The following is a 20484-nucleotide window of genomic DNA, read 5'->3' on the forward strand; positions in this document are numbered from 1 at the left end:
CGACTTCTGCTCAGTGGTACGGACCGCACCGACTACGCCCCGCACCCTGTACTCGACGTGCAGTCACCATCGAGTGGAGAGCGGGTACCGGTCTATGGAGAGCCGCGGGAGTGTCCCCGCCAGGCCCGTGTCGTACGAAGGGGTCTGGCGGTTCACCGCCCCGGCCACGGACGTCTCCGTACCCCAGGCCCGGCACGCCGTACGCGATCTGCTGAAGCGCCAGGCCGTACCCCTGGACGAGGACATCGCCCAGGGGCTGCTGCTCATCGTGTCCGAGCTGGTCACCAACGCCGTGAAGCACGCGGCGCTGCTCTCCCCCGAGCTCGCCGTGGAGGTGGCCGTGGGCGCCGAGTGGGTCAGGGTGTCCGTCGAGGACAACCACCCGTACCGCCCGACGGCGCTGGAGACCGACTACGCGCAGACGGGCGGGCGCGGGCTGCTGCTGGTCCGGGAGATCACCCGCGAGGCGGGCGGCGCCTGCGACGTGGAGCACACCGCCGGCGGCGGAAAGGTGATCTGGGCGGCGTTGCCCCTCAGCACCGGCCTCTGACCCGCGAGCCGTCCGGACGGCCCGCAGGCCCTCCGCACACGACCCGCGAGCCCGCGCCCGGCGAGCCTGCTCCTACCAGCCGGCGGCCGGTCCCGTCAGCTCACGGATCGCGGGGCGGGCGGCGTCCAGCACCGTCATGAACCAGGCGGAGAACGGCGCGGCGGCATGCCGTTCGGCCAGCTCGCCGGCCGATACGAAGGCCGTCTCGCCCACCTCCTGCGGATCCGGCCGCAGCCGCGCCTGCACCATGCCCACGAAGAGGTGGTTGAACTCCTGCTCCACCAGCCCCGAGGCCGGGTCCGGGTGGTTGTAGCGGACCGTGCCCGCCTCGGCCAGCAGCGAGGGGGAGACGCCCAGCTCCTCGTGTGTCCTCCGGGCTGCGGCGGCGAAGGGCGCCTCGCCCGGATACGGGTGCCCACAGCAGGTGTTGGACCAGACACCGGGGGAGTGGTACTTGCCCAGGGCGCGCTGCTGCAACAGCAGCCGACCCTGCTCGTCGAAGAGGAACACCGAGAAGGCCCGGTGCAGTTGGCCGGGTGGCTGATGGGCGGCGAGCTTCTCCGCCGTGCCGATGGTATTGCCGTTCTCGTCGACCAGTTCGAGCATGATCTCTTCTGCTGCGCCGTTCGACGAGCTGTTCGCCGCGGTGGCTGGTGTGGTCGGCATACCCATCCTTCGCTGTGGTCCCGGCCCCGTGCGCCGGTCCCGTCGAGTCTGCTCAAGTCTGCCGTACAAAAGCCGCTTGTCCGCACTTCGGGTCCTGGCATGTCAGGTGCCGCCGCGCCACGCGGGCGCGGCGGCACCTGACACACGCATCAGACCCCGAACGCCGCCGGGTACTGAATCGTGCCCTGCGGAACCGGCCCGGAGTCATCGAGGACCAGTGCCATCATCGCCTCGTCGGGCACCTCGAAGCCCGGCCGGATTCCGTACCGTGACGCGGGCACGAAGCCGAACCTCGGGTAGTACTCGGGGTGGCCGAGCACCAGGACCAGCGGTTCCCCGCGCAGCCGCGCCGCGTCGAGCAGCGCCCGCACCACGGCCCGGCCCGCGCCCCGGCGCTGGTGCTCCGGTGCCGTGGCCACCGGGGCCAGCGCCAGCGCCGGGGTGCCTGCGACCAGGCAGCGGGTCAGCAGGGCGTGGGCGGCAACGGATCCGTCCGGCGCCTCGGCGACGTAGGAGAGTCCGGGCAGCCAGGCGGCCGGGTCGCCGCGCAACGCGTCGACGAGCGCGGCCTCCGCGTCCGTCGGGAACGCCGCTGCGTTGACCGCGTACACCGCACGGGTGTCCGCGGCAGTTTCGGGGCGGGTTGTCCAGTGGGTGCCGTCGCCGGGCCGGGGCCGCTCGGGTGCGCGGTCCTGAGGGGAAACGGACGGTTCGTCGTGCCGGGAGTGATCGTTGTCGGTCAACGTGGGAAACCCTTGGGTGAGCGGGTCCCGGCCGACGTACCGACTCGGTGGGAGCCGGAGTGCTAGCCGGTGACCCTGGAGTTGCGTCGGGACCGGAGGTTGCGCCGGGCAGGCGCCGTCACGGCGGTCATCAACCCCAACTCCTCTCTCGGACACGGCTCTCACGCGGGCAGCGGTTCGTACGTATCTGCGAAAACCCTACACCGCCGTCCTTCCGCCCTGCCCGCCGGCGGCGGACGTCAGTGGCAGAGCTTCGCCTCGTGCTCGGCGTGCCCGCTCGGCTCCAGCTGGAAGGTGCAGTGCTCGACGTCGAAGTGGTCGCCGAGGCAGCCCTGCAGCTCGTGGAGGAGCTTCTCGTGGCCGATCGAGTCCAGCAGCTCCTGGTGCACCACCACATGGGCGGAGAGCACCGGCATGCCGGAGGTGATCGTCCAGGCGTGGAGGTCATGGACGTCCAGCACCCCGGGCAGGGCAGTGATGTGATCGCGCACCTCGCCCATGTCGACGCCCTTGGGCGCGGACTCCAGCAGGACGTTCAACGTCTCCCTCAGCAGCTTCACGGTACGGGGAACGATCATGAGGCCGATGGCCAGCGAGGCGATCGGGTCCGCGGCCTGCCAGCCGGTGGCCAGGATGATGCCGGCCGAGACCAGAACGGTCACCGAACCGAGCGTGTCCGCGAGCACCTCCAGATAGGCACCCCGCACGTTGAGGCTGTCCTTCTGCCCGCGCATCAGCAGCGACAGCGACACCATGTTCGCCACCAGGCCGACGAGGGCGAAGGCGATCGTGAGCCCGCCCCGGGTCTCGGCCGGGCTGACGAACCGCTCCACCGCCTCGAAGAGGAGATAGCCGCCGACCCCGAGCAGCAGCAGACAGTTCGCCAGTGCGGCGAGGATCTCGGCGCGGGCGTAGCCGAAGGTCCGGTTCGGCCCGGCCGGCCTGTTGGCGAAGTGGATCGCCAGCAGGGCCATGCCGAGCCCCAGCGCGTCCGTCGCCATATGGGCCGCGTCGGCGATCAGGGCCAGCGAGCCGGAGAGGAGCCCGCCGACGACCTCCATGACCGTCACGGTGAGCGTGATGCCCAGCGCGATCCGCAGCCGGCCCTTGTACGCGGCGGCCGCCGTGCCGGTGGGCGCGGGGCCGCCGTGCGTATGTCCGTGATCGTGCCCAGCCCCCATGGGGACGCCTCCCGGTCGTCTCGCGGACTCGGGCTATTGCGGCCCGAGCAATGCCAGTGAACTACGGGCGGGGGGTATCGGGCAACACGGCAGTGAACACCGTTGTCAACTGCTCTGACCTGCGGAAATGGCCGCAGGTCAGAGCAGTGCGCCGACCGGCCCGGGGGCTCATACGGTGGCTGCCTCGGGGTGGTGCAGCAGCCAGCCCTGCCAGGCGGACGTGACCATCTCGCGCGACCCGCGACGGGCCCTCCAGCCCAGCTCCCCGGTGATCCGGTCGCAGGACGCGACCGCCTTCGAGGCGTCCCCGGCCCTGCGGGCCTCGAACTCGGGCTTCCGGTCGAGGCCGGTGACCTCCGCCACCAGGGCGGCCAGCTCGCGGACCGAGACGCCCTCGCCGCGGCCGATGTTCACGGTCAGGTCCCCGGGCCCGTCCTGCTCGGCCAGCCGCCCGGCGACGGCCACGTGCGCGTCGGCCAGGTCGGCCACGTGGACGTAGTCACGGATGCAGGTGCCGTCAGGGGTGTCGTAGTCGTCACCGAAGATCCGCGGGGCCTCGCCGCGGGTCAGCCGGTCGAAGAACATCGGAATCACGTTGAACACACCGGTGTCCGACAGTTCCGGCCCGGCCGCGCCGGCCACGTTGAAGTAGCGCAGACAGCCGGTGGACAGTCCGTGCGCCTGCCCGGCCGCCCGCACCAGCCACTCGCCGGCGAGCTTTGTCTCCCCGTACGGGTTGATCGGGTGGCAGGGGGTCTCCTCGGAGATCAGCTCCGCCTCCGGTACGCCGTACACGGCAGCCGACGAGGAGAACAGGAAGCTCCGCACACCGGCGGCCACCACGGCCTCCAGGAGCACGGTCAGCCCGCCGATGTTCTCCCGGTAGTACAGAAGCGGCTTCTCGACGGATTCGCCGACCTGCTTCTTCGCTGCGAGATGGACCACACCGGTCACCGCGTGCTCCGCCAGCACCCGGTCCACCAGCGCGCGGTCGCCCACCGAGCCCCGGACCAGCGTGACCTGTGCGGGCAGCCGGTCCGGGTTGCCGGTCGAGAGGTCGTCGAGAACGACCACGCGCTCACCGGCCCCCTCCATGGCCCGCACCACATGTGACCCGATATATCCCGCTCCGCCTGTGATCAGCCATGTCATGCGGGTCACCCTAAGGGTCATTCCCGCCGCGTTTTGTCAGGCGAGGCGGCCATCGACGATGATGATCGCGGACGGCGCCGCATGATCCCGGTCCGCCCGGAACGGAGCATAAACGGGCGGTGAACTCCCGCTTCCGTTCATCCGATAGCCTCTGCCGACATGCCGCCGGCCCGCATCGGGGCCGTGCCGTCGCGCGCCGACCCGTGTCAGCACCAAGGAGTGAGTTCGTCTGTCGACCGCCATTCTCATAGGTGCTCCTGAGCCCGGATCGTCCGTCGAGGCCGATCTGCGCTCACTGGGCTTCGACGTACAGGCCGCCGCCGATGCCGGCGAGGCCGCACGGCTGCTGTCCGCCGTCCCCGCCGACCGCCGGGTCGCGCTCGTCGACCCCCGTTTCGTCGGCCATGTCCACGCCCTGCGGCTCGGGCTGACCGACCCCCGTTTCCCCGCCGCCGCCGTGCCCGGTGCGCTCACCGCGCAGCCCGAGGCGCGTCCGGCACTGGCCCGCGCGCTGCGCACCACCACCGAGGCGGTCGGCGCGAACGTGCCCACCGGCCCGGCCGAAAGCACTGTCGCGGTCGCCGACCGCACCGTGCCGGGCCGGCTCGCCGCCACGATGGAGGCCGAGGGCACCGAGGTCCAGCGCCCGGAACTCGGCTCGCTCGTCGCGGCCGTACCGGCGGACGGGACCGCACGCGGCATCGCGCTCTCCGACGTCGCCGCCGTCGACGACGAGGCGGTCAGGCTGCGCAGCGCGGTGAAGGCCCGCGACGGCTTCTTCACCACGTACTGCATCAGCCCGTACTCGCGCTACATCGCCCGCTGGTGCGCGCGCCGCGGGTTCACCCCGAACCAGGTCACCACCGCGTCACTGCTGACCGCACTGATCGCGGCCGGCTGCGCGGCCACCGGCACCCGGGGCGGATACGTCGCCGCCGGACTGCTGCTGCTGTTCTCCTTCGTCCTGGACTGCACCGACGGGCAGCTCGCCCGCTACTCGCTGCAGTACTCCACGATGGGCGCCTGGCTCGACGCCACCTTCGACCGCGCCAAGGAGTACGCCTACTACGCCGGCCTGGCCCTCGGCGCCGCCCGCGGCGGCGACGACGTGTGGGCGCTCGCGCTCGGGGCGATGGTGCTCCAGTCCTGCCGTCACGTCATCGACTTCTCGTTCAACGAGGCGAACCACGACGCGGTGGCGAACTCCAGTCCGACCGCTGCCCTCTCCGACAAGCTCGACAGCGTCGGCTGGACCGTCTGGCTCCGCCGGATGATCGTGCTCCCGATCGGTGAGCGCTGGGCGATGATCGCCGTACTGACCGCGGTCACCACCCCCCGGATCGTCTTCTACGCGCTCCTCGTCGGCTGTGCCTTCGCCGCCTGCTACACCACCGCCGGCCGGCTGCTGCGCTCCCTGACCCGAAAGGCCAGCCGCACCGACCGCGCCGCCCAGGCCCTGGCGGACCTCGCCGACTCCGGCCCGATCGCCCAGCTCGTCGCGGCCCGCGGCCCCCGGATCCCGGGCGCCTGGACCGCCCCCGCGGTAGCGGTCGTCGGCGCCGGAGCACTGGTCGCCGCCGCCCTGCAGCAGCCCTTCGGCAGCCGGCAGATGATCATCGCCGCGGTCTTCTACGCGGCCTGCTCCGGCGTAGCCGTCGCCCGCCCCCTCAAGGGCGCCCTCGACTGGCTCGTACCCCCGGTCTTCCGCGCCGCCGAGTACTGCACGGTTCTCGCCCTGGCGGCCCGCAGTGACATCGACGGAGCGCTTCCCGCGGCCTTCGGCCTCGTATCGGCCGTCGCCTACCATCACTACGACACGGTGTACCGCATCCGAGGCGGCACCGGCGCACCGCCCCAGTGGCTCGTGCGCACGATCGGCGGGCACGAGGGCCGGACCCTGGTGGTGGCCGTACTCGCCGCCGTACTCACCGGTGACTCCGGCTTCACCGTGGCACTCACCGCTCTCGCAGTGGCCGTCGCGCTGGTCGTGCTGGTGGAGTCCATCCGCTTCTGGGTGTCCTCCGGGGCACCCGCCGTTCACGACGAAGGAGAACCCGCATGATCGGCCTCGTACTGGCAGCCGGCGCAGGACGGCGCCTGCGCCCCTACACCGACACGCTTCCCAAGGCCCTCGTGCCGGTGGACGGCGAGAAGACCGTCCTCGATCTCACGCTGGCCAACTTCGCGGAGATCGGGCTCACCGAGGTCGCGATCGTCGTCGGCTACCGCAAGGAAGCCGTCTACGACCGCAAGGAGGAGCTGGAGGCCAAGTACGGCCTGAAGATCATCCTCGTCGACAACGACAAGGCCGAGGAGTGGAACAACGCCTACTCCCTGTGGTGCGCCCGTGAGGTCCTCAAGCGCGGTGTGATCCTCGCCAACGGCGACACCGTGCACCCGGTCTCCGTGGAGCGGACCCTGCTGGACGCCCGCGGCAAGGGACAGAAGATCATCCTCGCCCTCGACACGGTGAAGAACCTCGCCGACGAGGAGATGAAGGTCATCACCGAGGACGGCAAGGGTGTCCGGCGGATCACCAAGCTGATGGACCCGGCAACCGCCACCGGCGAGTACATCGGCGTCACCCTCATCGAGGCCGAGGCCGCCGAGGAGCTCGCAGACGCACTGAAGGCGACCTTCGAGCGCGACCCCGACCTCTACTACGAGGACGGCTACCAGGAGCTCGTCAACCGAGGCTTCACCGTCGACGTGGCCCCCATCGGGGAGGTCACCTGGGTCGAGATCGACAACCACGACGACCTCGCGAAGGGCAGGGAGATCGCGTGCCAGTACTGACCCGTCTCATCCCCTCCCCGGTCTTCGTCGACATCAGCCGGGGCGCCATGGACGACCTGGCCGGCCTCCTCGCCGACCAGCGGATCTCCGCCTCCGGCAAGCTCGCCATCGCGATCAGCGGCGGCTCCGGACAGGCCCTGCGCGAGACGCTGGCACCGGCCCTGCCCGGCGCCGACTGGTACTGCGTGGCGGGCGGCAACATCGACGCCGCGGTCCAGCTGGCCGACGACATCAAGGGCAAGCGGTACGACGCCGTGGTCGGCCTCGGCGGCGGAAAGATCATCGACGTGGCGAAGTACGCCGCGGCGCGGGTCGGCCTGCCGCTGGTCTCGGTCGCCACGAACCTCGCCCACGACGGCCTCTGCTCACCCGTCGCGACCCTGGACAACGACAACGGACGCGGCTCCTACGGTGTCCCGATGCCGATCGCCATGGTCATCGACCTCTCGGTGATCCGGGCGGCCCCGGACCGTTTCGTGCGCTCCGGCATCGGCGACGCCATCTCCAACATCTCCGCGATCGCCGACTGGGAGCTCTCGCACCAGGTCAACAACGAGCAGATCGACGGACTGGCCGCCGCCATGGCCCGGACCGCCGGCGAAGCCGTGCTGCGCCACCCCGGCACCGTCGCCGACGACGAGTTCCTCACGGTTCTCGCCGAGTCGCTGGTGCTCTCCGGCATCGCGATCTCGATCAGCGGCGACACCCGCCCCTCGTCCGGCGCCTGCCACGAGATCAGCCACGCCTTCGACCTGCTCTTCCCCAAGCGGGCCGCGAGCCACGGCGAGCAGGTCGGCCTCGGCGCCGCCTTCGCCATGCACCTGCGCGGCGCCCACGAGGAGTCCGGTCTCTTCGCCGAGGTCCTGCGCCGGCACGGCCTGCCCGTCACGCCCGAGGAGATCGGCTTCACCGCCGACGAATTCGTCCGGGCCGTCGACTACGCCCCGCAGACCCGTCCGGGACGCTTCACGGTCCTGGAACACCTCAGCCTCTCCACCGACCAGATCAGGGACGCGTACGCCGACTATGCCAAGACCATCAGTAGCTGAACTTCGCCCGGTCGTTCACCCCCCGGGCGTCAAGGACCGGCGCAGCGGCGAACACTGGGCGGGCCGGATCTACATGCGCGAGGTCTCGCTGCGTGTGGACCGGTACCTGGTGAACACCAAGGTCACGCCCAACCAGCTGACCTACCTGATGACCGTCGCCGGTGTGCTCGCCGCTCCGGCCCTGCTCGTTCCGGGGATTCCCGGCGCGCTGCTCGGCGTGCTCATGGTCCAGCTCTATCTGCTGCTCGACTGTGTCGACGGCGAGCTGGCCCGCTGGAAGAAGCAGTTCTCGCTGGGCGGGGTCTACCTGGACCGGGTCGGTGCCTACCTCTGCGACGCCGCCGTGCTGGTCGGTTTCGGCCTGCGCGCCGCCGACCTGTGGGGCAGCGGGCGGATCGACTGGCTGTGGGCCTTCCTGGGCACACTCGCGGCCCTGGGCGCCATCCTGATCAAGGCCGAGACCGACCTCGTCGGTGTGGCACGTCACCAGGGCGGGCTGCCTCCGGTCAAGGAGGCGGCGTCCGAGCCGCGCTCCTCCGGCATGGCGTTCGCCCGCCGGGCCGCCGGTGCGCTCAAGTTCCACCGGCTGATCCTGTGCGTCGAGGCATCGCTGGTGATCCTGGTCGCGGCCGTACTGGACGCGGTCCGGGACGACCTCTTCTTCAGCCGCCTCGCGGTCGCGGTGCTGGCCGGCATCGCCCTGCTGCAGACCCTCCTTCACCTCGTATCGGTCCTGGCATCGAGCAGGCTGAAGTGAGCGACCCCATGAAACTCGGCGCGGTCATCATCACGATGGGCAACCGTCCGGCCGAGCTGCGTGCCCTGCTCGATTCGGTCGCCGCGCAGAAGGGCGACCGGATCGAGGTGGTCGTCGTCGGCAACGGGTCTCCCGTGCCGGACGTCCCCGCGGGCGTGCGCACCGTCGAGCTGCCCGAGAACCTGGGCATCCCCGGCGGCCGCAACGTCGGCATCGAGGCCTTCGGGCCTTCGGGCGCCGATGTGGACGCGCTGCTCTTCCTGGACGACGACGGACTGCTCCCGCTCACCGACACCGCCGAGCTGTGCCGGCAGGCGTTCGAGGCCGATCCCAAGCTCGGCATCATCAGCTTCCGGATCGCCGACCCGGACACCGGCGAGACCCAGCGCCGCCATGTGCCGAGGCTGCGGGCCGCCGACCCGATGCGCTCCTCGCGGGTGACGACGTTCCTCGGCGGCGCCAACGCCGTACGCACCCGGGTCATCGCCGAGGTCGGGCCGCTGCCGGGCGACTTCTTCTACGCGCACGAGGAGACCGATCTCGCCTGGCGCGCGCTGGATGCCGGCTGGCTGATCGACTACCGCGCGGACATGGTGCTCAACCACCCCACCACCGCCCCCTCCCGGCACGCGGTCTACCACCGCATGGTGGCCCGCAACCGGGTCTGGCTGGCCCGTCGCAACCTGCCCGCGCCCCTGGTTCCCGTGTACCTCGGCGTGTGGCTGCTGCTGACCCTCCTGCGCAGGCCGTCCGGCCCGGCGCTGAAGGCGTGGTTCGCCGGTTTCCGCGAAGGCTGGTCGACGGCCTGCGGACCACGACGTCCGATGAAGTGGCGTACGGTGTGGCGGCTGACCAGACTAGGCCGCCCTCCGGTCATCTGAGAGGCTCGCCTCTGGGAGCATGAGGCGTATTTTTCTTTTCGGGACCTGTCCGCCCTGAGCCGCGCCCGCGACTGGCTGCGCATTTTGAATACGAGAGTTTCATCTGGTGAGTGACACAACCCATGATGGTGCGGTTGCGCTGAGCAAGCCGCCATCAGCCGACGACGGCCTGAGCGCGGCCGAGCTGGCCGCGAAATACGGTCTGACAGTCAGCGGTGCCCGGCCCGGACTCCTCGAGTACGTGAGCCAGCTCCGCGGGCGACGCCATTTCATCATGGCGTTCTCCCGGGCGAAGCTGACCGCGCAGTACAGCCAGGCCAAGCTGGGACAGCTGTGGCAGGTGGCGACCCCGCTCCTGAACGCCGCGGTCTACTTCATCATCTTCGGGCTGATCCTCGGCACGAAGCGGGGGATTCCCCAGGACGTCTTCATCCCGTTCCTGGTGACCGGGGTCTTCGTCTTCACCTTCACCCAGAGCTCCGTGATGGCGGGCGTCCGGGCCATCTCGGGCAACCTCGGCCTGGTCCGCGCGTTGCACTTCCCCCGTGCCTCGCTGCCGATCTCCTTCTCGCTGCAACAGCTCCAGCAGCTGCTGTACTCGCTGATCGTGCTGGTCGCGGTGACCGTGGCCTTCGGCAGCTATCCGCGGCTGTCGTGGCTGCTGGTGGTCCCCGCCCTGGTGATGCAGTTCTTCTTCAACACCGGCCTGGCGCTGATCATGGCGAGGCTCGGTTCCAAGACCCCCGACCTGGCTCAGCTGATGCCGTTCATCATGCGCACCTGGATGTACGCGTCGGGCGTCATGTTCTCCATCCCGGTGATGCTCGCGAACAAGCCGGCCTGGATCGGCGACGTGCTGCAGTACAACCCGGCGGCCATCTACATGGACCTGGTCCGGTTCGCGCTGATCGACGGATACGGCTCGGAGAACCTGCCCTCGCACGTCTGGGTGATCGGTCTCGCCTGGGCGCTCCTGGTGGGCGCGGCGGGCTTCGTGTACTTCTGGAAGGCAGAGGAACGGTACGGCCGTGGCTGAGGACAACACCGCGGGGCGCGTCCCCACCGTGATCGCCGACGACGTGCACATCGTGTACCGCGTCAACGGCGGCGGTGGCAAGGGCAGCGCCACCGCGGCACTGAACCGGATGCTGCGCCGCGGCAAGGGCGAGGAGCGCGGGGTCCGCAAGGTGCACGCCGTGCGCGGCGTGACCTTCACTTCCTACCGGGGCGAGGCGATCGGTCTCATCGGGACCAACGGTTCCGGGAAGTCGACGCTGCTGCGGGCCATCGCCGGTCTGCTCCCGACCGAGCGGGGCAAGGTCTACACCGACGGCCAGCCCTCGCTGCTCGGGGTGAACGCGGCCCTGATGAGCGATCTGACCGGCGAGCGCAACGTGGTCCTCGGCGGACTCGCCATGGGGATGAGCCGGGAGGAGATCCGGGAGCGGTACCAGGACATCGTCGACTTCTCCGGCATCAACGAGAAGGGCGACTTCATCACCCTTCCGATGCGGACGTACTCCTCCGGCATGGCCGCCCGGCTCCGGTTCTCGATCGCGGCCGCCAAGAACCACGACGTCCTCATGATCGACGAGGCGCTGGCGACCGGTGACCGGAAGTTCCAGATCCGCTCCGAGGCGCGCATCCGTGAGCTCCGCAAGGAGGCCGGCACCGTCTTCCTGGTCAGCCACAGCAACAAGTCGATCAGGGACACCTGTGACCGGGTGCTGTGGCTGGAGAAGGGCGAGCTGCTGATGGACGGTCCGACCGAAGAGGTCCTCAAGGCGTACGAGCGGGAGACCGGCAAGTAGCGTCCAGCCGACTTCCGTACAGCGGCGGCCCCTGCCGGAGCACTCCGGCCGGGGCCGTTCCCCTTGTCCGGGGCGTGGGCGGGACGCTGACGTCCACGGCTCGTCGTACGCCGCCCGACAAGATCTCCTCCCGCCGGATGACGTCAATCCAGTTGCACACGGGGAAAGTTGGCACGGCACGGCGCGCACCCGATACGCCTCCCGCACCCCGGCGCATCGATGAGCGTTGTACAACGTAAGCTGTACCGGTGCTGATTCGTTGCAAGTGGGGCGATACCGCCTGGCTGGAAGGGCCTTAGGGGTCCTCCGCACTGGGGACGGCGGGCGGCGTGTCCGGAATGGGTTGTTTTGGGTCAGCAGTGTAGAACGGGAGATGTGACGGCTATGACGGATTGTCTCCAGCTCCGAGGTGCTCACGCCGTCCCCGCGCAGGGCGGTCCGCAGTGACGCGTGCGGACCGGACGCGGCTTGATTCCGCCGTACCCGGAACACTTGACAAGGCCGCCGACGAGAATTTCCCGGTGGCTCCGTTCTTCCTGCCGCGCGCCTGGCGCGACGACCTGATGGCCGTCTACGGATTCGCCCGGCTCGTCGACGACATCGGCGACGGCGATCTCGCCCCCGGCGGCGCCGACGCCCGCCATCTCGGTCTCGACCCCGCACAGGGAGAGGACCGGCTCGCGATGCTGGACGCGCTCGAAACGGACCTGCGGCGGATCTACGCCACCACCGGCGAGACCCCGCGCCACCCCCTCCTGCAGGCACTGCGCCCCACCGTGCGGCGCTGCTCGCTCACCCCCGAACCCTTCCTCGGCCTCATCGAGGCCAACCGGCAGGACCAGAAGATCCGCCGCTACGGGACGTACGGGGAACTCCTCGCCTACTGCGAGCTCTCCGCCAACCCCGTGGGCCGCCTGGTCCTCCAGCTCACCGGGACCGCGAGCCCCGAACGGATCCGCCGCTCCGACGCCGTGTGCACCGCACTGCAGATCGTCGAGCACCTCCAGGACGTCACCGAGGACCTCGGCCGGGACCGCATCTACCTGCCCGCCGACGACATGGCAAGGTTCCATGTGGCCGAATCCGATCTGGCTGCCCCTTCCGGGGGCGCATCGGTGCGGGCGCTGGTCGCGTACGAGGCGGAACGCGCCGGGGATCTGCTGAATGAAGGCACCCCCCTGGTGGGTAGCGTCCACGGCAGGCTCAAGCTGCTTCTCGCCGGATTTGTGGGAGGGGGGCGTGCCGCCCTCACCGCGATCGCGGCCGCCGGGTTCGACGTACTGCCCGGACCGCCCAAACCCACCAAGCCCAGCCTGCTGCGCGAGGTGGGAGTTGTCTTGCGAAGAGCGCGTAGAGAGGGGTGAGCCGGACCGTGGAGGGACAGACGACGTACATGTCGGCACCGGTACAGGCCGCATACAGTTACTGCGAGGCGGTCACCGGACAGCAGGCGCGGAACTTCGCGTACGGCATCAGGCTGCTGCCGGCCGAGAAGCGACAGGCCATGTCGGCGCTGTACGCCTTCTCCCGTCGTGTCGACGACATCGGTGACGGCGAGCTGGAGCCGGAGACCAAGCGCGTCCGCCTGGAGAACACCCGCGCCCTCCTGGACCGGGTCCGGGACGGCGCGGTCGACGAGGACGACACCGATCCGGTGGCCGTCGCGCTCGCCGACGCCGCCCGCAGGTTCCCGCTGCCGCTGGAAGGGCTCGACGAGCTCATCGACGGTGTGCTGATGGATGTGCGCGGCGCGACCTACGAGACCTGGGACGACCTCAAGACATACTGCCGCTGCGTCGCCGGCGCGATCGGCCGCCTCAGCCTGGGCGTCTTCGGTACGGAGCCGGGCGCGCCCGGTGCCGAACGTGCCGCGGAGTACGCCGACACGCTCGGCCTCGCGCTCCAGCTGACCAACATCCTGCGTGACGTCCGCGAGGACGCGGGCAACGGGCGCACCTATCTGCCCGCCGACGACCTCGCCAAGTTCGGCTGTTCCGAGGGCTTCCACCGCACCACCCCGCCGCCCGGCTCGGACTTCGCGGGTCTGGTCCACTTCGAGGTCCGGCGCGCCCGCGCGCTGTTCGCCGAGGGCTACCGGCTGCTGCCGATGCTGGACCGGCGCAGCGGTGCGTGTGTGGCGGCGATGGCCGGTATCTACCGCAGGCTCCTCGACCGGATCGAGCGCGACCCCGAGGCGGTGCTGCGCGGCCGGGTCTCCCTTCCGGGGCACGAGAAGGCATATGTGGCGGTGCGCGGCCTGTCGGGTCTGGACGCCCGCTACATCTCGCGCCGGACGGCCAGGGGGCGTGTCTGAATGCGTCTCACGGACATCTCACGCACCATGAGCACCATGGATGATCAGTCCGTACGCCGGGCAACCCCCGGCCGTACCGCTGCGTCCCTGACGGGGAAGACCTGGCGAGAGGGGGACGCGTGACGGACGACAGCCCGCGTTCCTCCCGGGCCGTGGTGATCGGCGGGGGGCTCGCCGGCATCACGTCGGCCCTGCGCCTGGCCGACGCCGGGGTTGACGTGACCCTGCTCGAAGGCCGGCCCCGGCTCGGCGGCCTGGCCTTCTCCTTCCGGCGCGGCGAGCTGACGGTCGACAACGGACAGCACGTCTATCTGCGTTGCTGCACCGCCTACCGCTGGTTCCTCGACCGGATCGACGGCACCCGCCTGTCCCCCCTGCAAAACCGTTTGGACGTGCCCGTTCTCGACGTCGGACGGCCTTCGGGCCCCCGGCTCGGAAGGCTGCGCCGCAACGGGCTGCCGGTTCCGTTCCACCTCGCGGCCGGACTGGCCGGGTACCCGCACCTCTCGCTCGCCGAGCGGGCGGGCGTGGGGCGCGCCGCGCTGGCCCTGGGCCGGCTCGACCCGGACGATCCCGCCCTGGACGACATCGACTTCGGCAGCTGGCTCGCCCGGCACGGCCAGTCGCCGCGCACCATCGAGGCCCTCTGGGACCTCGTCGGCGTGGCCACGCTCAACGCCACCGCACCGAACTCCTCGCTCGCCCTCGCGGCGAAGGTCTTCAAGACGGGCCTGCTGTCCGAGCGCGGCGCCGCCGACATCGGCTGGGCGAGCGTGCCGCTCGGCGAGGTGCACGACACGCTCAGCCGCAAGGCGCTGGACTCGGCGGGCGTCCGTACGGAACTGCGGACGAAGGCCGGATCGCTCACCCGTACCGATGACGGGCGCTGGTGCGTCGACACCGGCACCGAGCGCATCGAGGCGGACACCGTCGTGCTGGCCGTGCCGCAGCGCGAGACCCACGACCTGCTCCCGCAGGGAGCGCTCGACGCCCCGGAGCGGCTGCTGGAGATCGGGACCTCACCGATCCTCAACGTGCATGTGGTCTACGACCGCAAGGTGCTGAAGCAGCCGTTCTTCGCCGCGCTCGGCTCGCCCGTCCAGTGGGTCTTCGACCGTACCGAGGCCTCCGGGCTCACCGGCCCCGGCCAGTACCTCGCGGTCTCCCAGTCCGCCGCGGACGAGGAGATCGACCTTCCGGTCGCCGAGCTGCGCGAGCGCTACCTGCCCGAGCTCGAGCGGCTTCTCCCGGCCGCCCGCGGCGCCGGGATCAGAGACTTCTTCGTCACCCGTGAGCGGACGGCGACCTTCGCGCCCGCGCCCGGAGTCGGCAGGCTGAGGCCGGGGACCCGTACCAGGGCTCCCGGCCTCTTCCTGGCCGGCGCATGGACCGCCACCGGCTGGCCCGCCACGATGGAGGGCGCCGTTCGCAGCGGTGCCGGCGCAGCGGACGCCGCACTCCTGGCACTCGGCCGCTCCCACGAACATCCGCTGCAGGAGGCGGCATGAGCAGTACCACCGGAACAAGAGGAGAGTCAGTGACCCCGGCGAATCCGGCTTCCGACACCGTGGCCGAGACCACGGACGTCACCGCGCTTCTGGAGCGCGGACGGGCCCTTTCCACGCCGGTGCTCCGAGCCGCCGTCGACCGGCTCGCACCGCCCATGGACACCGTGGCCGCCTACCACTTCGGCTGGATCGATGCCCAGGGCAGGCCCTCCGACGGCGACGGCGGCAAGGCCGTGCGACCGGCGCTGGCCCTGCTGTCCGCGGAGGCGGCCGGTGCCGCCGCCGAGGCCGGTGTCCCCGGCGCCGTGGCCGTCGAACTCGTGCACAACTTCTCGCTGCTGCACGACGACCTGATGGACGGCGACGAGCAGCGCCGCCACCGCGACACGGTGTGGAAGGTGCACGGACCGGCCCAGGCGATCCTGGTCGGCGACGCGCTCTTCGCGCTCGCCAACGAGGTCCTGCTGGAGCTCGGCACGGTCGAGGCGGGCCGGGCGGCCCGGCGGCTGACCTCGGCCACCCGCAAGCTCATCGACGGGCAGGCCCAGGACATCTCCTACGAGCACCGCGAGCGGGTCACCGTCGAGGAGTGCCTGGAGATGGAGGGCAACAAGACGGGCGCCCTGCTCGCCTGCGCCTGTTCCATCGGCGCGGTGCTCGGCGGCGCGGACGACCGTACCGCCGACGTCCTGGAGGCGTACGGCTACCACCTGGGCCTCGCCTTCCAGGCGGTCGACGACCTGCTCGGGATCTGGGGCGACCCGGAATCCACCGGAAAGCAGACGTGGAGCGATCTGCGCCAGCGCAAGAAGTCCCTGCCGGTCGTCGCCGCGCTCGCCGCCGGCGGACCGGCCTCGGAGCGTCTGGGCGAACTGCTCGCCGCCGACGCGAAGAGCAGCGACTTCGACAGCTTCTCCGAAGAGGAGTTCGCCGCCCGTGCGGCGCTCATCGAGGAGGCGGGCGGCCGTGAATGGACCGCTCAGGAGGCGCGTCGTCAGCATGCGGTGGCCATCGAGGCGCTGCACGGTGTCGACATGCCCGAGACCGTGCGGGCGCAGCTCACGGCGCTCGCTGACTTCGTCGTCGTACGAAAGAGATGATCACCATCTGCTCCATATGACTCGCAGTCGCCGGCCGGTGCCCGTCACGGGCGCCGGCCGACGGAGACCCCAGCACAGCAGAGGACCAAACTGCACGAAGGGGAAGCCATGACAGCGACGACCGACGGAAGCACCGGGGCTGTGGATCCCCGCGCAGCCTCGGCCAGTAGACCGACAACCGAATCAACCATCGCCGCGGACGACGTACTGGCCGCCGCGCGGCGGGCCGCGGAACGCTCGGTGGAGCATCTCCTCGGCAGACAGGACGAGCAGGGCTGGTGGAAGGGCGACCTCGCCACCAACGTCACCATGGACGCCGAGGACCTTCTGCTCCGTCAGTTCCTCGGCATCCAGGACCCCGACACGGTCCGCGCGGCCGGCCTCTTCATCCGGGGCGAGCAGCTCGGCGACGGGACGTGGGCCACCTTCCACGGTGGCCCGGGAGACCTCTCCGCCACCATCGAGGCGTACGTTGCACTGCGGCTGGCCGGCGACCGGCCACAGGACCCGCACATGCTCCGGGCCGCGGGATGGATCAGGGAACAGGGCGGAATCGCGGCGAGCCGGGTGTTCACCCGGATCTGGCTGGCCCTCTTCGGCTGGTGGAAATGGGACGACCTCCCGGAACTCCCGCCCGAACTCATGTTCTTTCCCAAGTGGGTTCCGCTCAACATCTACGACTTCGGCTGCTGGGCCCGGCAGACCATCGTGCCGCTCACGGTCGTATCGGCGAAGCGGCCGGTCCGGCCCGCCCCCTTCGCGCTCGACGAGCTGCACACCGACCCGGACGAACCCAACCCGCCCAGGCGCCCGGCACCGGCCGCCAGTTGGGACGGTCTCTTCCAGCGCCTCGACAAGGCCCTGCACCTCTACCACCGCATCGCCCCGCGCCGGGTGCGCCGGCTCGCCATGAACGCGGCCGCCCGCTGGATCATCGAGCGCCAGGAGAACGACGGCTGCTGGGGCGGTATCCAGCCGCCGGCCGTCTACTCCGTCATCGCCCTGCACCTGCTGGGCTACGACCTCGACCACCCGGTGATGCGGGCCGGGCTCGAATCGTTGGACCGGTTCGCGGTACGGCGCGAGGACGGTGCCCGCATGATCGAGGCATGCCAGTCCCCGGTCTGGGACACCTGCCTCGCCACCATCGCGCTCGCCGACGCCGGGCTCAGCCCCGACCACCCGGCCCTCGTGAAGGCTGCGGACTGGATGCTCGACGAGGAGATCGCCCGGCCCGGCGACTGGTCGGTGCGCAGGCCCCAACTCCCGCCGGGTGGCTGGGCGTTCGAGTTCCACAACGACAACTACCCGGATATCGACGACACCGCCGAGGTGGTCCTCGCGCTGCGCCGGGTCCGCCACCCGGACCCGGCGAGGCTCGAGGCGGCTATCGAGCGGGGGGTGCGCTGGAACGTCGGCATGCAGTCCCGCAACGGTGCCTGGGGGGCGTTCGACGCCGACAACACCAGCCCGTTCCCGAACCGGCTGCCCTTCTGCGACTTCGGTGAGGTCATCGACCCGCCGTCCGCGGACGTCACCGGGCACGTGGTGGAGATGCTCGCCATCGAGGGACACTCCAGGAACCCCGTGACCCGGCGCGGCATCGAATGGCTGCTCGCCGAACAGGACGCGGCCGGAGGCTGGTTCGGCCGCTGGGGCGTCAACTACGTATACGGGACCGGGTCGGTGGTGCCCGCCCTGGTCGCCGCCGGGCTGCCCGCGGCGCATCCCGCCATCCGGCGCGCGGTCGGCTGGCTGGAATCCGTCCAGAACGACGACGGCGGCTGGGGCGAGGACCTGCGCTCCTACAAGGAGGACAAGTGGATCGGCCACGGTGCCTCCACCGCCTCCCAGACGGCCTGGGCGCTGCTCGCCCTGCTGTCCGCCGGCCGGCGGGACAGCGTGGCCGTGGCGCGGGGTGTCGCCTGGCTCACCGAGACCCAGCAGGCCGACGGCTCCTGGGACGAGCCGTACTTCACCGGCACCGGGTTCCCCTGGGACTTCTCCATCAACTACCACCTCTACCGGCAGGTCTTCCCGCTGACCGCACTCGGACGGTACGTGCACGGCGACCCGTTCGCCGCCCGCACGGACGCCCGTGAGGGGGTCTGATGGGGGAGCCTGCGGGGCCACCCGGCCCCGCCGCCCCGCTGCTGATCGCCTGCGCGCTCGGCATCGAACACCTCGCCCTGCGCACCGGCAGGGGCAGGGCGGACAAGGCCCCGGGCCCGGTGACCGTACTCCGTACGGGTATGGGGCCCAAGGCGGCCGAGAGCGCCGTGGCACGGGCGCTCGGCGAGAGCCGGGCGTCCGGAGCGGCGGTCATCGCCTCGGGGTTCTGTGCCGGGCTGATGCCCGGCATGCACCCCGGAGATCTGGTCGTGGCCGACGAGACCCGGTTCGCCGGGGAGTCGGCCACCTGCACCGGCACCGAACTGCTTGCCGACGCACTGGCCAGAGCAGTACCGGGACGCACCGTCCACACCGGTCCGCTGACCGGCTCCGACCATGTCGTACGCGGGCATGAGCGGGCCGGGCTGCGGACCACGGGAGCGATCGCGGTGGACATGGAGTCCGCCGCCACTCTGCGCACCGCCCTGCGCTCCGGGCCACGCCCGGTTGCGGCCGTACGGGTGGTCGTGGACGCTCCAGAGCATGAGCTCGTCCGCATCGGCACGGTCCGCGGTGGAATATCGGCATTCCGTGTTCTCCGTGCCGTCCTTCCGGCTTTCTATGAATGGCACCGATCTTTGCTGCTCCCCAGGAGGTGAGCTAGATGGCCATGCCACTCCGTCAGACCATCAAGGTTGCGACGTACCTTGCTGAACAGAAGCTCCGCAGGCGGGACAAGTTCCCGCTGATTGTCGAGCTCGAGCCTCTGTTCGCCTGCAATCTCGCCTGCGAGGGCTGCGGGAAGATTCAGCATCCGGCCGGAGTACTCAAGCAGCGCATGCCGGTGGCCCAGGCCGTCGGCGCGGTGCTCGAATCCGGCGCCCCGATGGTCTCCATCGCGGGCGGCGAACCGCTGATGCACCCGCAGATCGACGAAATCGTCCGTCAGCTCGTGGCGAAGAGGAAGTACGTGTTCCTCTGCACCAACGCGATGCTGCTGCGGAAGAAGATCGAGAAGTTCACCCCGTCGCCCTACTTCGCCTTCGCCGTGCACATCGACGGGCTGCGCGAGCGGCACGACGAATCGGTCGCCAAGGAGGGAGTCTTCGACGAGGCGGTGGCCGCGATCAAGGAGGCCAAGCGGCGCGGCTTCCGGGTCACCACCAACTCCACCTTCTTCAACACCGACACCCCGCAGACCATCATCGAGGTACTCAACTATCTCAATGACGATCTGAAGGTCGACGAGATGATGATCTCGCCCGCCTACGCCTACGAGAAGGCGCCCGACCAGGAGCACTTCCTGGGAGTCGAGCAGACCCGCGAGCTGTTCAAGAAGTCCTTCGCGGGTGGCAACCGGGCCAAGTGGCGGCTCAACCACTCACCGCTCTTCCTGGACTTCCTGGAGGGCAAGGCCGATTTCCCGTGCACGGCGTGGGCCATCCCCAACTACTCGCTCTTCGGCTGGCAGCGACCCTGCTACCTGATGAGCGACGGGTACGTGCCGACGTACCGGGAGCTCATCGAGGAGACCGACTGGGACAAGTACGGCCGCGGCAAGGACCCGCGCTGCGCCAACTGCATGGCGCACTGCGGCTACGAGCCCACCGCCGTCCTCGCGACCATGGGGTCGCTGAAGGAATCCCTGCGTGCCGCGCGGGAGACAGTCGGCGGGAACCGGTGATGTGATGACCGCCGGAGAGCCAGTCGCACTGGGTCTCCCCGAGCTGCCGGCCCGGCCGCTCGCGATGCGCCGCCACTCGCGGCGCATCCAGGTCGGGTCGGTGGCGGTCGGTGGGGACGCGCCGGTTTCGGTGCAGTCGATGACGACGACGCGTACGTCGGACATCGGTGCGACGTTGCA

20 protein-coding genes are annotated in these 20484 nt (G+C 70.5%); 16 read left to right on the plus strand and 4 right to left on the minus strand.

Translation table 11 applies throughout. The features are described 5' to 3' along the window. Positions 1-94: 94 nt before the first annotated feature. Positions 95-550, plus strand: coding sequence for an ATP-binding protein (locus ACFVJX_RS15700; RefSeq protein WP_384127291.1), 456 nt, complete (start codon positions 95-97; stop codon positions 548-550). A 72-nt stretch (positions 551-622) separates the two neighbouring features. Here the strand turns inward: ACFVJX_RS15700 and idi are convergent, their stop codons facing one another. From idi to galE, 4 genes are all read right to left on the minus strand, one after another. Next, positions 623-1216: an isopentenyl-diphosphate Delta-isomerase gene (gene idi, locus ACFVJX_RS15705; protein WP_384127289.1), complete on the minus strand. Its 594-nt coding sequence runs from the start codon at positions 1214-1216 to the stop codon at positions 623-625. Positions 1217-1365: 149 nt separating this feature from the next. After that, the gene (locus ACFVJX_RS15710) at positions 1366-1959 is read right to left on the minus strand and encodes a GNAT family N-acetyltransferase (protein ID WP_384127287.1); all 594 of its coding nucleotides are present in this window, start codon (positions 1957-1959) and stop codon (positions 1366-1368) included. A gap of 239 nt (positions 1960-2198) precedes the next feature. Beyond that, positions 2199-3140, minus strand: coding sequence for a cation diffusion facilitator family transporter (locus tag ACFVJX_RS15715; RefSeq protein ID WP_384127285.1), 942 nt, complete (start codon positions 3138-3140; stop codon positions 2199-2201). 168 nt (positions 3141-3308) lie between these two features. Continuing rightward, entirely contained in the window at positions 3309-4292 is a 984-nt protein-coding gene (galE, locus tag ACFVJX_RS15720; RefSeq protein ID WP_384127283.1) for a UDP-glucose 4-epimerase GalE, read from the minus strand. 457 nt (positions 4293-4749) lie between these two features. On the opposite strand from galE, the gene ACFVJX_RS15725 reads away from it, so the two are divergent. The 15 genes from ACFVJX_RS15725 to ACFVJX_RS15795 all read left to right on the plus strand — a co-directional run. Next, positions 4750-6354 (plus strand): DUF5941 domain-containing protein, encoded by a 1605-nt coding sequence (locus tag ACFVJX_RS15725; protein ID WP_384127281.1) that lies wholly within the window; start codon positions 4750-4752, stop codon positions 6352-6354. After that, positions 6351-7088 (plus strand): sugar phosphate nucleotidyltransferase, encoded by a 738-nt coding sequence (locus tag ACFVJX_RS15730; protein ID WP_384127279.1) that lies wholly within the window; start codon positions 6351-6353, stop codon positions 7086-7088. Before ACFVJX_RS15725 ends, ACFVJX_RS15730 begins: the two co-directional genes overlap by 4 nt. Further along, complete coding sequence (locus ACFVJX_RS15735) at positions 7076-8137, plus strand: iron-containing alcohol dehydrogenase family protein (RefSeq protein ID WP_384127278.1); 1062 nt, start codon at positions 7076-7078, stop codon at positions 8135-8137. The genes ACFVJX_RS15730 and ACFVJX_RS15735 overlap by 13 nt, the downstream gene beginning before the upstream one ends. Next, a complete protein-coding gene (locus ACFVJX_RS15740) occupies positions 8115-8894 on the plus strand; it encodes a CDP-alcohol phosphatidyltransferase family protein (protein WP_384127276.1) in 780 nt (259 codons plus the stop codon). The genes ACFVJX_RS15735 and ACFVJX_RS15740 overlap by 23 nt, the downstream gene beginning before the upstream one ends. Before the next feature lie 8 nt (positions 8895-8902). Further along, positions 8903-9775 (plus strand): glycosyltransferase family 2 protein, encoded by an 873-nt coding sequence (locus ACFVJX_RS15745; protein WP_384127407.1) that lies wholly within the window; start codon positions 8903-8905, stop codon positions 9773-9775. A 106-nt stretch (positions 9776-9881) separates the two neighbouring features. After that, complete coding sequence (locus ACFVJX_RS15750; RefSeq protein ID WP_384127275.1) at positions 9882-10811, plus strand: ABC transporter permease; 930 nt, start codon at positions 9882-9884, stop codon at positions 10809-10811. After that, positions 10804-11586 carry an ABC transporter ATP-binding protein gene (locus ACFVJX_RS15755; RefSeq protein ID WP_384127273.1) on the plus strand — a complete coding sequence of 261 codons (783 nt, stop codon included), beginning with the start codon at positions 10804-10806 and terminating at the stop codon, positions 11584-11586. Before ACFVJX_RS15750 ends, ACFVJX_RS15755 begins: the two co-directional genes overlap by 8 nt. Before the next feature lie 443 nt (positions 11587-12029). After that, entirely contained in the window at positions 12030-12950 is a 921-nt protein-coding gene (gene hpnC / locus ACFVJX_RS15760) for a squalene synthase HpnC (protein ID WP_384127271.1), read from the plus strand. A 29-nt stretch (positions 12951-12979) separates the two neighbouring features. Then, the gene (gene hpnD / locus ACFVJX_RS15765; RefSeq protein WP_384127269.1) at positions 12980-13900 is read left to right on the plus strand and encodes a presqualene diphosphate synthase HpnD; all 921 of its coding nucleotides are present in this window, start codon (positions 12980-12982) and stop codon (positions 13898-13900) included. 119 nt (positions 13901-14019) lie between these two features. Beyond that, positions 14020-15408, plus strand: a complete 1389-nt coding sequence (gene hpnE, locus ACFVJX_RS15770) for a hydroxysqualene dehydroxylase HpnE (RefSeq protein ID WP_384127267.1) — start codon at positions 14020-14022, stop codon at positions 15406-15408. Then, on the plus strand, positions 15405-16508 hold the full coding sequence (locus tag ACFVJX_RS15775) for a polyprenyl synthetase family protein (RefSeq protein ID WP_384127266.1): 1104 nt from the start codon (positions 15405-15407) through the stop codon (positions 16506-16508). Before hpnE ends, ACFVJX_RS15775 begins: the two co-directional genes overlap by 4 nt. Before the next feature lie 108 nt (positions 16509-16616). After that, positions 16617-18620: a squalene--hopene cyclase gene (shc, locus tag ACFVJX_RS15780; protein WP_384127264.1), complete on the plus strand. Its 2004-nt coding sequence runs from the start codon at positions 16617-16619 to the stop codon at positions 18618-18620. Then, a complete protein-coding gene (locus ACFVJX_RS15785; protein WP_384127262.1) occupies positions 18620-19279 on the plus strand; it encodes a 1-hydroxy-2-methyl-2-butenyl 4-diphosphate reductase in 660 nt (219 codons plus the stop codon). The genes shc and ACFVJX_RS15785 overlap by 1 nt, the downstream gene beginning before the upstream one ends. Positions 19280-19284: 5 nt before the next feature. Continuing rightward, positions 19285-20304, plus strand: a complete 1020-nt coding sequence (gene hpnH / locus ACFVJX_RS15790) for an adenosyl-hopene transferase HpnH (protein WP_384127260.1) — start codon at positions 19285-19287, stop codon at positions 20302-20304. A gap of 4 nt (positions 20305-20308) precedes the next feature. Then, positions 20309-20484, plus strand: a 176-nt coding sequence (locus tag ACFVJX_RS15795) for a flavodoxin-dependent (E)-4-hydroxy-3-methylbut-2-enyl-diphosphate synthase (RefSeq protein WP_356332173.1), incomplete at its 3' end; no start/stop codon positions are given.

The organism is Streptomyces sp. NPDC127177 (genome assembly GCF_042672475.1).
Classification (GTDB): domain Bacteria; phylum Actinomycetota; class Actinomycetes; order Streptomycetales; family Streptomycetaceae; genus Streptomyces.

Bases quoted from the DNA above. Each gene is read 5' to 3' on its own strand.
- ACFVJX_RS15700 (WP_384127291.1), top strand. From the start codon at position 95: ATGGAGAGCCGCGGGAGTGTCCCCGCCAGGCCCGTGTCGTACGAAGGG.
- idi (WP_384127289.1), bottom strand. From the start codon at position 1,216: ATGCCGACCACACCAGCCACCGCGGCGAACAGCTCGTCGAACGGCGCA.
- ACFVJX_RS15715 (WP_384127285.1), bottom strand. From the start codon at position 3,140: ATGGGGGCTGGGCACGATCACGGACATACGCACGGCGGCCCCGCGCCC.
- galE (WP_384127283.1), bottom strand. From the start codon at position 4,292: ATGACATGGCTGATCACAGGCGGAGCGGGATATATCGGGTCACATGTG.
- ACFVJX_RS15730 (WP_384127279.1), top strand. From the start codon at position 6,351: ATGATCGGCCTCGTACTGGCAGCCGGCGCAGGACGGCGCCTGCGCCCC.
- ACFVJX_RS15740 (WP_384127276.1), top strand. From the start codon at position 8,115: ATGCCAAGACCATCAGTAGCTGAACTTCGCCCGGTCGTTCACCCCCCG.
- ACFVJX_RS15745 (WP_384127407.1), top strand. From the start codon at position 8,903: ATGAAACTCGGCGCGGTCATCATCACGATGGGCAACCGTCCGGCCGAG.
- hpnD (WP_384127269.1), top strand. From the start codon at position 12,980: ATGTCGGCACCGGTACAGGCCGCATACAGTTACTGCGAGGCGGTCACC.
- ACFVJX_RS15775 (WP_384127266.1), top strand. From the start codon at position 15,405: ATGAGCAGTACCACCGGAACAAGAGGAGAGTCAGTGACCCCGGCGAAT.
- shc (WP_384127264.1), top strand. From the start codon at position 16,617: ATGACAGCGACGACCGACGGAAGCACCGGGGCTGTGGATCCCCGCGCA.
- ACFVJX_RS15785 (WP_384127262.1), top strand. From the start codon at position 18,620: ATGGGGGAGCCTGCGGGGCCACCCGGCCCCGCCGCCCCGCTGCTGATC.
- hpnH (WP_384127260.1), top strand. From the start codon at position 19,285: ATGGCCATGCCACTCCGTCAGACCATCAAGGTTGCGACGTACCTTGCT.